The organism is Methylobacterium sp. Leaf88 (assembly GCF_001422795.1).
In the GTDB taxonomy this organism is placed as follows: domain Bacteria; phylum Pseudomonadota; class Alphaproteobacteria; order Rhizobiales; family Beijerinckiaceae; genus Methylobacterium.
The window spans coordinates 74,177-86,378 of record NZ_LMMK01000001.1 but is presented as its reverse complement, the minus strand read 5'-3'; the positions used below and the strand labels follow the sequence as shown (position 1 = coordinate 86,378).

Here is a 12,202-nt window from a genome sequence, read left to right as displayed (position 1 = left end):
GCCGACGGACGCCGCGCTCGCCAGTCTCACCGCTGAGAGTGGTGCGGATGCCCCGGACACGCCCTTGAACTCGACGCATGAGGCAACGACGCGATGATCGATCGCAGCGATCCGCAATGGTACCGTGACGCCATCATCTACCAGATCCACGTCAAGTCTTTCTTCGACTCCAACAACGACGGGATCGGCGATTTCGAGGGCCTGACGCAGAAGCTCGACTATGTCCGCGACCTCGGTGTCACGGCCATCTGGCTGATGCCGTTCTATCCGTCGCCCCTGCGCGACGACGGTTACGACATTGGCGACTATCGCGAGGTGAATCCCTCCTACGGGACGATGGAGGAGTTCCGGAAGTTCGTGGACGCCGCGCACGAGCGCGGCCTGCGGGTGATCACCGAGCTTGTCATCAACCACACCTCGGACCAGCACCCCTGGTTCCAGCGGGCCCGCGAGGCCCCGGCCGGTTCGCCGGAGCGCGACTTCTACGTCTGGTCGGACACCGACACGCCGTACTCGGACACGCGCATCATCTTCCTCGACACCGAGGTCTCGAACTGGACCTGGGACCCGGTCGCGAAGCAGTACTTCTGGCACCGCTTCTACAGCCACCAGCCGGACCTGAACTTCGACAACCCGGCCGTGCTCGAGGCGGTCATCGAGGTCATGCGCTACTGGCTGGACATGGGCGTGGACGGCCTGCGTCTCGACGCGATCCCCTACCTGATCGAGCGGGATGGCACGAACTGCGAGAACCTTCCCGAGACCCACACGGTCATCAAGGCCATCCGCACTGCGCTCGACGCGAGCTATCCCGACCGCATGCTGCTCGCCGAAGCCAACCAGTGGCCCGAGGAGACCGCGCAGTATTTCGGCGACGGCGACGAGTGCCACATGGCATTCCACTTTCCGCTGATGCCACGCATGTACATGGCGATCGCCCGTGAGGACCGGCATCCGATCACCGACATCATGCGCCAGACGCCGGAGATCCCCGAGGGCTGTCAGTGGGCGATCTTCCTGCGAAACCACGACGAGCTGACCCTCGAAATGGTCACGGCCGAGGAGCGCGACTACCTCTGGTCGTTCTACGCCGCCGAGCGCCGCGCCCGCATCAACCTCGGCATCCGGCGCCGCCTTGCACCCTTGCTGGAGAACGACCGCCGCAAGATCGAGCTGATGAAGTCCCTCGTCCTGTCGATGCCCGGTACGCCGGTGCTCTATTACGGCGACGAGATCGGCATGGGCGACAACATCTACCTCGGTGACCGCGACGGCGTGCGCACGCCCATGCAGTGGTCGCCGGACCGCAACGGCGGCTTCTCGCGGGCGAACCCGCAGAAGCTGTTCCTGCCTTCCGTGCAGGACCCGATCTACGGCTTCGACGCGATCAACGTCGAGGCACAGACCCAGTCGCAGACCAGCCTGCTGAACTGGACGCGTCGGATGATCGCGATCCGCAACAATTCGGTGGCTTTGGGCCGCGGCGGCATGCAGTTCCTGTATCCCTCGAACCGCAAGGTCCTGGCCTGGATTCGCGAGTTCGAGGGCGAGCGCGTCCTCTGCGTCGCCAACCTGTCGCGGGCGCCGCAGGCGGTGCAGCTCGACCTATCGGAACTCCGCAGCGCTGTGCCAATCGAGTTGACCGGCGGTTCGGAGTTCCCGGCCATCGGCGAACTACCCTATCTGCTCACCCTGCCGTCCTACGGCTTCTACTGGTTCTCCCTCAGCGCGGCGAACGCCGGGAGCATCGGCCCGCAGCCGGAACTGCCGGAACTCTTCACCCTCGTCCTCACCGGCGGCATCGAGACCCTGATGGCCGGGCGCGAGCGCACGGCGTTCGAACGGACCGTCGCTCCGCGCTTCATCGCCACCCGCCGTTGGTTCGCCGCCAAGGGCTCGCGCATCAAGTCGGTGCAGGTCACCGACAGCGCGGCGCTGAAGGACAGCACCGGCGAGGCGAAGTTTCTTCTGCCCCGCGTCGCGGTCCACCTCTCCACCGGCGAGCGGCAGGACTACTTCGTACCGGTGGCCGTCGATGAGGGCCGCGAGGACGAGGCGATGCTTCAGCACGCCGTGGCCCGCGTACGCCGCGGTCCGCGCACCGGCCTGCTGCTAGGCGCGGCGGCTTCGCCGAGCTTCGCGGTCGCGATGATCGAGAGCATGCGCGAGGGTCGCGAGATCCCCACCGAGACCGGGCGCCTCGTGTTCTCGACCACCTCCGCCTTCGACAGCGACGTTACCGTCGAGGCCGGCGAAGTCCGGTCGCTCAACGCCGAGCAGAGCAACACCTCGATCGCCATTGGATCGAAGATGATGCTCAAGCTCCTGCGCCGCCTGCAGACCGGGATCCATCCGGAGATCGAGGTCGGTCGCTTCCTCACCGAGACCGCGCATTTCCATAACACGCCGGCGCTCCTTGGCGTTCTCGAACACGTCGACGCAAGAGGTACCCGCACGGCGCTCGCAGTGCTGCAGAAGTTCGTGCCGAACCAGGGCGACGCCTGGACGCTCATGCTGGAAGGCCTGCGCCGCGACTTCGATACCGTAGTGCTGGCTCCGGAGAGCGAAGCGCCGTCCCCGGCCGAGGCCTTCGAGACACATCTGCGCTGGGCAATCCTGCTCGGTCGCCGCACGGCCGAGATGCACAACGCGTTCGCGGTCGAGACCGACGACCCGGCCTTCGCGGCCGAGCCCTTCGACCACGCCGACCTCTACGCCCTCGGCGATGACACCCGCCGCCAGGCGGAGCGGGCCTTCCGCGGTCTCGACGGCCTCGCGGGCCGCGCCTCCAACGCGGCGAGCACCGAATTGGCGGGTCGCCGCCACGAGGTCGAGGCGGCGATCGAGACCCTCACCGCCAAGGCACCTCAGGGCGCCATGAAGACCCGCATCCACGGTGACTATCACCTCGGGCAGGTGCTGGCGGCCGAGGCCGATCTCATCATCGTCGACTTCGAGGGCGAACCTTCGCGGCCGGCCGACGAGCGCCGGATCAAATCGACGCCCCTGCGCGACGTCGCCGGCATGCTGCGCTCATTCGCGTACGGCGCCGAGACCGTGACTCGCGGAATCGCAGCCCGCTTCTCGGATTCCGAGGAGCGGGCCCGCCGGGCCTCGATCGCCTGGCGCGGCATGATCGATGCCGCCTTCCTCGACGGTTACCGCGAGGCCGTCTCGGTGAGCCGGGCCGCCGTAACCGATCCCGAGACCGAGAGCCGCCTCCTCAAACTCTCCCTCCTGACGAAGGCGCTCTACGAGGTCGATTACGAAGCCAACAACCGTCCGGACTGGATCGAAATCCCCGCCCGTGGGGTTCTCAACATTCTGGACGAGATCAAGAAAGGCGTTTAAATGATGGGCATCGACGAGACGTTCGCGAGCAGGACGGGCCAAGCGTCCGGCACCTCAAAATCGGCGGACGTTACGCCCGTTGCCCCCCGGGCGCCGCAGGCGGCGGCGCCCGAGACCGGTTCTCTCCACCCGGACGCGATCGCCGCCATCATGGCGGCGAACCATGGCGATCCGTTCTCGGTGCTGGGCCCCCATCAGGTCGGTCCGGGTGAGTGGGAGATACGTGCCGTCCTGCCCGAGGCAAAATCCGCCAGCCTCCTCGTGGGCGGCCGGCGCATCCCATTCGAGCGCAAGCACCCGGACGGCTTCTTCATCGCACGCCTGCCGAGCGAGGGGCGCCCACTCTACGAACTGTCCGTCGAGACCTGGGATGGCTTGGAGCGCTCGCGCCATGACCCCTATGGATTCGGCTCCTCCCTGCGCCAGGAGGACATCGACAACCTGCGCGAGGTCGGCAGCAACGTCACCTACCGCATCCTCGGTGCGCAGCATCGCCCCGTCGACGGCATCGACGGTTTTCGCTTCGCGGTCTGGGCGCCGAATGCCCGCCGTGTGAGCGTCGTTGGCGACTTCAATAACTGGGATGGCCGTCGACATCCCATGCGGCTCTGGCAGAATGGCGGGATCTGGGAGCTGTTCATCCCCGGCCTGAAGGCCGGCGCGCATTACAAGTACGAGATCCGTGGCGCCGATGGATCGCTCCTGCCCCTCAAGGCCGATCCCGTCGCCTTCGCGGCCCAGAAGCCGCCCGAGACCGCCTCCGTTCTCCAGGGTACGAACGATCCTGCGTGGCACGACGAGAAGTGGATGGCGACGCGTGGGGCGAAGGACCCGCGCCATATCCCCATCTCGATCTACGAAGTTCATCTCGGTTCCTGGGCGCGCGTCGCCGAGGAGGGTAACCGCTACCTAACCTACCAGGAACTGGGTGAACGCCTGATTCCCTACGTGAAGGAAATGGGCTTCACCCATATCGAGATGCTGCCGATCACGGAGTACCCCTTCGACGGATCATGGGGTTACCAGCCCGTGTCGTTGTTCGCGCCGACGAGTCGCTTCGGTACGCCAGACGACTTCGCCGCCTTCGTGGATGCGGCCCACGCGGCTGGGATCGGCGTCATGCTCGACTGGGTCCCGGGCCACTTCCCCCTCGATGCACACGGCCTGGGCCAGTTCGACGGTACGCACCTCTACGAGCACGCCGACCCAAGGCAGGGCTTCCACCAGGATTGGGGCACCTACATCTACAATTTCGGGCGGACGGAAGTATCCAGCTTCCTGGCCGCCAATGCACGGTTCTGGCTCGAGCATTACCACCTCGATGGCCTGCGCGTGGATGCCGTCGCATCGATGCTTTACCTCGACTACTCCCGTCGTCAGGGCGAGTGGATTCCGAACCGCTACGGTGGCAACGAGAATCTCGACGCCATCGAGTTCCTGCGCAAAACCAACGAGGCAACCTACGCCCATGCACCCGGCACTCTGACGGTGGCTGAGGAGTCCACCTCCTGGCCGGGCGTCTCGCACCCGACCTATACGGGGGGCCTCGGCTTCGGGTTCAAGTGGAACATGGGGTGGATGCACGACACCCTGAACTTCGTCTCGAAGGAGACGATCCACCGGCGCTACCACCACCACGACCTGACCTTCGGTCTTCTCTATGCCTTCTCGGAAAACTTCATCCTACCGCTGTCCCACGACGAGGTGGTGCATGGGAAGGGTTCGCTCCTCGGCAAGATGCCGGGCGACCGCTGGCAGAAATTCGCGAACCTTCGCGCCTACTACGGCTTCATGTGGGGCCATCCTGGAAAGAAGTTGCTCTTCATGGGCTGCGAGTTCGGCCAGGAGAAGGAGTGGAACCACAACCAGAGCCTCGACTGGCACCTTCTGAAAGACGGGCTGCATCAGGGCGTTAAGGATCTGATCCGCGACTTGAACCATCTCTACACGGCGACGCCAGCCCTCCATAGCCGGGACACCGAGGCCGGTGGCTTCCAGTGGCTGGTGTCTGACGATCAGGACAACAGCGTCATCGCTTGGGCCCGGAAAGGTCGCGAGCCCAATGAGATTGCGGTCGTGGTGTCCAACTTCACGCCAGTGCCGCGCGAGGGATACCGGGTCGGCGTTCCCGCTGAGGGCTTCTATCGAGAAGCGATCAACTCGGATGCGGAGCGTTACGGCGGTTCGAACGTCGGCAACATGGGCGGCGTTCAGGCCGAAGCCGTGCCGAGCCACGGCCAGCCCTATTCCGTGTCCCTGACGATTCCGCCCCTCGCGACGACGATCTTTATCCGAGAGGGATAAGAGCGTATGCCGCGCGTCCCGCCCTTCGGGATGGGACGTGGCACCCCCAGACACGAACACAGCCGGCGGGTGTCCCCGCCGGCTGTGTTCGTCTCATTGATGTGGACGTACCGAGATCAGGCGGCGCGCAGGCGCAGACCGGCCGTATTGCCGAAGGCACGAGCGTAGAGAGAGGCGTAGTTCATCGCGGCCTGGTCCCAACCGAACGAACGCGACATGGCGTGGCGACGCATCGCGTTCAGCCGCTTCTTTTGCGCGAAGGTGTCGAAAGCGCGCCGGATGGCGCCGGAGAAGCCCCGCGCGGAAGCCTCACCGAAAGTGAAGCCGGTGACGCCGTCCTCGACCGTGTCGGCGAGGCCGCCGGTGCGGTGAACGATCGGCAGGGACCCGAAACGCTGGGCGTACATCTGGGCGAGGCCGCAGGGCTCGAAGCGGGACGGCATCAGCAGAAAGTCGCTCCCCGCGAACATGCGGCGGGCATCGCGCTCCTCGAAGCCAACATGCACGCCGACGGAGGAGGGGTAACGGCGGGCAAGGTCGCGCAGCGCGCCCTCGAACCGACCCTCGCCCTGACCGATCACCACCAACTGGCCGCCCTCGGCGACGATCGACTCGGCCGCGCCGATGCTGAGATCGATGCCCTTCTGGTGCACGAGGCGGGAGACAACGGCAAAGAGGGGGCCGCGCGACACGGCCAGACCGAACTGTCGGCGGACGGTCTCGGCGTTGGCGCGCTTGCCCTTCCAGTCGTCGATCTCGAAGCGGGCGGCGAGATGCGGGTCAGTGCGGGAGTCCCAGCTCTCGTCAATGCCATTAAGGATGCCGGCGAGACGACCTTGCGCGGCTCGAGTTCGCAGAAGGCCGTCGAGGCCGCAGCCCGATTCCTGCGTGATGATTTCCCGGGCGTAGGTCTCGCTGACGGTCGTGACGTGCGAGGCGTAATAGAGCCCGGCCTTGAGAAAGGAGAGCTGCCCGTAGAACTCGACGCCATCCATCCGGAAGGCATCCTCGGGGATGCCGAGACGCCCGAGGGCCTCACGCGGGAAGACGCCCTGATAGGCGAGATTGTGCACCGTGAGGATGCTCGGCACCCGCAACCCGCTCCATGCGAGGTAGGCGGGGGCAAGGGCTGCTTGCCAGTCGTTCAGGTGTAGCAGATCCGCGGCCCAAGTCGGGTCGATGCCGCGCGCGATTTCCGCGGCCGCGAGGCTCAGGCGGGCGAAACGGATGTCGTTGTCCCCGAAGTCGCCCTGAGCGTTGCCGTAGGGCGTCCCATCCCGCTGATAGAGGTCTGCGTTGAGGATGACGTAGACTTTGAGCCCGTCGGTGGTCTCCACGAGTCCGAGATCGCTGGGCGGAATGCCGGCCTGGGCCGGCAACTGTGCGACGACCGGAATATTATCGAACTGCTCGATGACCTGTCGATATCCCGGAATCACGACGCGGACATCGTAATGCCTGCGCAGGGCCCGCGGAAGGGAGCCTGCGACTTCCCCGAGGCCGCCCGTCTTCACGAAGTCGGCCATCTCCGGCGTAGCGAAGAGGATACGGGGCTGGAGTTGATGACGGGATCTGGGGCTGTGGTGGAGGTCGATGGGGTCTTGCTGGTCCGCCACGCTCATGAATACGTTCCCGCGTCGAGCGGTGGGCGGGAACGGAGAGCGAGAGCCCAGCATCGACGTCGACCTCGTGAACGCAGCGTGATGGCTATTGTTCCGTTGCGTTGCACAATTCAAGCCACGTCCAGGAACTTTCTCGTTTTGCGACGAATGTGCCCGCTTTTTACACGGTGACGTGATGTCGGGGGTAAGCCCCGGCAGGGTCCCGGAGCAGGATCAAACCCTCATCGGCTTCGAGGACCATAGCGTCATCGGACCGGCTAATGGGCCGGTCCGGGCGCGTCGAAAGGAGAATGGCCCAGGTACTACCGTCTTCGGCGGTATCGATGATGGTTTGCCGCGATGCACTGAAGTTCAGCAATATGCGGAGCGTCGCATCACCGTCGTGCCGCTCATAGGCAAAGACGAACGCCGTTGAGGAGGGAAGGCTGCGAAATCCTCCGGTCGAGAGGGCGGTATGATCCCGGCGCAGGCGCAGGAGGCGGCGATAGAGGGTGAGAAGCGATCGGGCATCATCGCACTGGCACTCGACGTTCCGGGTTGCCGCATCCGGGCTCAACGGGAGCCAGGGCTCTCCTGCACTGAAACCAGCGTGGAACGAGTCGTCCCACTGCATCGGCGTGCGTTCCGGGTCGCGGCCATGGCCCGGCTCGTTGCGCTCCCAGGGATCCTGGACGCGGTCCGGTGGAATGGTCACGTGGGCGAGACCGATCTCGTCGCCGTAATAAAGGGTGGGCGTGCCGCGCAGGGTCAGCAGAAGCATCGCCGCGATGCCGGCCTGCGCGGCGCCGACCCGTGCCGCGATCCTGGACTGGTCATGGTTGCCGAGCACCCAGTTTGGCCAACCGCCAGGGGGGAGGGCGTTCTCGTAGGCGATTACGAGCTCGGCCACCGAGTGGGCGTTCCAGGGCGTCTGGATAAGCTGGAAGTTGAAGGGCAGATCGACGCCTGCCAGATCGGCACCGTAATAGGCTACGAGGCGCTCGACGGGCAGGTAGATCTCGCCGATCAGAACGCGCTCCCCGTAGGGCGCCAGCACGGCCCGCATCTCGGCGATGACATCGAAGATCTCCGGACGATCGGCGGAGTAGACCTGGGCGAATCGATTGATCTCAGCCTGTCCGGCGCTGAACCCCGGATTTTCGGGATTGTCGCGGAATCCCTCATCCTTCATCAGGTGCCAGATCACATCGACGCGGAAGCCGTCCACGCCGCGGTCAAGCCAGAAGCGAAGTACGTCATGCATCGCCGCGCGAACGCTCGGGTTGCGCCAGTTCAGGTCCGGCTGCTCGCGCAGGAAGGCATGGTAGTAGTATTGCCCGGTCGCTTCGTCGAGGGTCCAGGCAGGGCCGCCGAAATTGCTGATCCAGTTGTTCGGCGGGCCTCCATCGGGAGCGGGATCGCGCCAAATATACCAGTCCCGCTTGGCGCTTGTGCGTGCGCTGCGGCTGTCCGCGAACCACGGATGGGCGATCGAGGTGTGGTTCGGGACGAAATCGAGGATCACCTTGAGCCGCCTGAAATGGGCTTCCGCCACCAAGGCGTCGAAATCCTCCAGTGTTCCGAACAGCGGGTCGACGCCGCAGTAATCCGCGACGTCGTAACCGAAATCCGCCATCGGAGAGGGATAGAACGGCGAGATCCAGACGGCGTCGACGCCGAGCCAGGCTAGGTAGTCGAGGCGGCGGGTGATACCGCGCAGGTCCCCGATTCCATCCCCGTCGCTATCTTGGAAGGAGCGCGGGTAGACCTGATAGACGGTGCCGCTCTTCCACCAGACCGTATCCGCCATGCAATCCTCCGGCGACGCGTCCCGATCGCGTCCGGGCCGGACCCTAGCCGCAGACGGGACCCTGCGCGACCCGTTCGATCCGAAGGGCGTTCAGACAATATTCGAACGTGGTGTGGTCTCATTCCCGCACGGTTTGGCTGGGACTGTCGGACACCGTGACGCAGGTTTGAACGCTGGTGCAGGACTGTGGTCTCGATGGCGGCCCCACAGGGCACGTTCGCACAAGCAATGCTCCGCATCCTAAAGGGGTACCGAATTCTCAGGATGGGTGGAGTGCGGGAAAACGACTCCGGCGCGACGATCGGACACCAGACCAGAGAACGATCGCGAGTCCGGTGCAGCTAATACGGCACCGGTCCGTGAGACGAGACGAGGGGACGAGGCCGAACGCAGAACAGGAATGCCCGAGCGCATGATAGCCCCAGGGTTGTCATCCCGTCAGCGGCGTCCAAGTTTCACGGCCGAGAGGGGGACTGACACGTGCTGAAAGACAAACTCATCGGACGAGACAATTCCGACGCCACCGTTTCCTCGGAGGCCTCGGACGTGGCTCAGCGATCGCCTTCGCCGATGGCGCAAGAACGCACCCGACCGGTGCGTAAGGCATCCGGCGACGCGGTGGCGGACCTGCGGGAGGCCATCCTGGCCAAGCTGGTCTACGCCATCGGAAAAACGCCTTCGACCGCACGTGAGCGCGACTGGTTCGCCGCGACGGCACTCGCCCTGCGCGACCGGGTCGTCGATGCTTGCCACGATGCCGACGGGTCGATCCCGAACAAGCGGGTCTATTACCTGTCCCTGGAGTTCCTCATCGGTCGTCTCCTCTCCGATGCCATGAACAATCTCGGCCTCGTCGAGACCACCCGCGCGGCCCTGCGGGAACTTGGCGTGCAGCTCGGCGACGTGGAAGCGGCGGAGCCGGATGCTGCGCTGGGCAATGGCGGCCTCGGGCGCCTCGCCGCCTGCTTTATGGAAAGCATGGCGAGCCTATCGATTCCCGCTATCGGCTATGGCATTCGCTACGATCACGGCCTCTTCCGGCAGTCCCTGGAGGACGGTTGGCAAAAGGAAGCCCCGGAGACCTGGCTCGCGGAGGGTAACCCGTGGGAATTTCCGCGGCCCGACGCGACCTACACCATCGGCTTCGGTGGCCATGTCACGATGTCGGCGGTCTCTGACGGCGTGATCCGCCGCCATTGGCATCCGGCCGAAACGGTTCGGGCGGTGGCCCATGACGTGCCGGTGGTCGGTTGGCGGGGACGCCATGTGAATACGCTGCGCCTCTGGAAGGCCGAGGCCCAGGTGCCTGTCGATCTGGCCCGGTTCAATGGCGGCGATCATGTGGGCGCCGTCGCGGGGCGTGCCCGTGCCGAGGCGATCTCCCGCGTACTCTACCCGAGCGACTCGTCCGCCGAGGGCCAGGAGCTGCGCCTTAGGCAGGAATACTTCTTCACCTCGGCGTCGCTGCAGGATCTGGTGCGCCGGCATGCGGCCGAGCGCGGCGATCTGCGCTCGCTCCCCGACCATGCCGCGATCCAGCTCAACGATACGCATCCCGCTATCGCAGTGCCGGAACTCATGCGCCTTCTCCTCGAGGATCACGGGTTCAACTGGGAGGATGCCTGGCACGTCACCACGCATACCCTCGGCTACACGAACCATACGCTCCTGCCGGAGGCGCTGGAGACCTGGCCGGTCGAGCTGATGGAGCGCGTGCTGCCGCGGCACATGCAGATCATCTACCTGATCAACTGGATGCACCTCGAAGAGCAGGGCAAGCAGGGCCGGGGTTCCGCCGAGAAGCTCGCCGCCGTGTCGCTCATCGACGAAACCCACGGCAAGCGGGTCCGCATGGGCCATCTCGCTTTCCTGGGGGCGCGCAGGGTCAACGGCGTTTCCGCCCTGCATACCGATCTGATGCGCTCGACGGTGTTCAAGGAGCTCCACGCCCTCGACACCGACAAGATCGTGAACAAGACCAATGGCATCACCTTCCGGCGCTGGCTCCACAACGCCAATCCGGAGCTCACCGCCCTTGCCGTCGAGGCGGTCGGACCGGAAGTGCTCGATACGCCGGAACGGCTCGCCGGCTTGGCCGACGTCGCGTCCGACGCGAACTTCCAGTCCCGCTACGCGGCCATGCGCCGTGCGCGGAAGGCGGCTCTCGCGCAGGTGGTGGCCGATCGCACCGGTATCACGGTCGATCCGTCTGCCCTGTTCGACGTCCAGATCAAGCGCATCCACGAATACAAACGCCAGCTCCTCAACGTGATCGAGACCGTTGCCCTGTATCAGGCAATTAAGGCTGATCCGAAGGCCGCTTGGACGCCACGCGTGAAGATTTTTGGCGGCAAGGCTGCGCCAAGCTACGTCCAGGCCAAGCTCATCATCAAACTCGCCTGTGACGTAGCCAAGTTGGTCAACGCCGATCCGGACGTGGCGGGCCGCCTGAAGGTGGTCTTCTTGCCGAACTACTCGGTCAGCTTGGCGGAAGCGATCATCCCCGCCGCTGACCTCTCCGAGCAGATCTCTACGGCCGGCATGGAGGCCTCCGGCACCGGGAACATGAAGCTCGCCCTCAACGGTGCGCTGACCATCGGCACTCTTGATGGTGCCAATATTGAGATCCGTGACCATGTCGGCGCGGACAACATCTTCATCTTCGGCCTGGATGCGGCCGGAGTGCAGGCGCGGATGGCCGTGCCGAACTACGCCGAGGTCGCCATCGCCGCTTCGCCCCGCCTGAAAGCCGCTCTCGACCTCATCGAGGCTGGAGGCTTTTCGCCCGAGGAGCCGGACCGCTTCCGACCGATCGTCGACGACCTGCGCCACAACGACCGTTATCTTCTCACCGTCGACTTCGACGATTACTGGCGCGTGCAGCGCTCGGTGGATCGGGCTTGGAGCGATCCGAAGACCTGGTGGCGGACGGCCATCCTCAACACAGCCCGGATGGCGTGGTTCTCCTCCGATCGTTCCATGCGGGAATATGCCGAGGAAATCTGGCGGGTTCGGCTCGGCTGATCCGCCCGGTCTGCCCGGTTCTCAAGATGGGAACCGGGCAGGTCACGGCCGCAATCTTGGAAAACAAATGAGCTGCATTCCCGGGGTATGCAGCTCATTTCGTTCGATCGCC

5 protein-coding genes are annotated in these 12,202 nt (G+C 65.1%); 3 read left to right on the top strand and 2 right to left on the bottom strand.

Translation table 11 applies throughout. The features are described 5' to 3' along the window. Window positions 1-93: 93 nt before the first annotated feature. Both treS and glgB read left to right on the top strand, forming a co-directional pair. Window positions 94-3,351 carry a maltose alpha-D-glucosyltransferase gene (gene treS, locus ASF20_RS00325; RefSeq protein WP_056269609.1) on the top strand — a complete coding sequence of 1,086 codons (3,258 nt, stop codon included), beginning with the start codon at window positions 94-96 and terminating at the stop codon, window positions 3,349-3,351. Beyond that, window positions 3,352-5,655, top strand: a complete 2,304-nt coding sequence (gene glgB, locus ASF20_RS00320) for a 1,4-alpha-glucan branching protein GlgB (protein ID WP_056269605.1) — start codon at window positions 3,352-3,354, stop codon at window positions 5,653-5,655. It abuts the gene before it with no gap. 116 nt (window positions 5,656-5,771) lie between these two features. Here glgB and glgA read toward each other — a convergent pair whose 3' ends face one another. Both glgA and ASF20_RS00310 read right to left on the bottom strand, forming a co-directional pair. Continuing rightward, window positions 5,772-7,277: a glycogen synthase GlgA gene (gene glgA / locus ASF20_RS00315; RefSeq protein ID WP_056217274.1), complete on the bottom strand. Its 1,506-nt coding sequence runs from the start codon at window positions 7,275-7,277 to the stop codon at window positions 5,772-5,774. Between the two features lie 160 nt (window positions 7,278-7,437). Next, window positions 7,438-9,066 carry an alpha-amylase family glycosyl hydrolase gene (locus tag ASF20_RS00310; protein ID WP_056269602.1) on the bottom strand — a complete coding sequence of 543 codons (1,629 nt, stop codon included), beginning with the start codon at window positions 9,064-9,066 and terminating at the stop codon, window positions 7,438-7,440. Between the two features lie 570 nt (window positions 9,067-9,636). Between ASF20_RS00310 and ASF20_RS00305 the strand changes: the two genes are divergently transcribed. Beyond that, entirely contained in the window at window positions 9,637-12,090 is a 2,454-nt protein-coding gene (locus ASF20_RS00305; protein ID WP_156647922.1) for a glycogen/starch/alpha-glucan phosphorylase, read from the top strand. The last annotated feature ends 112 nt before the right edge of the window (window positions 12,091-12,202 follow it).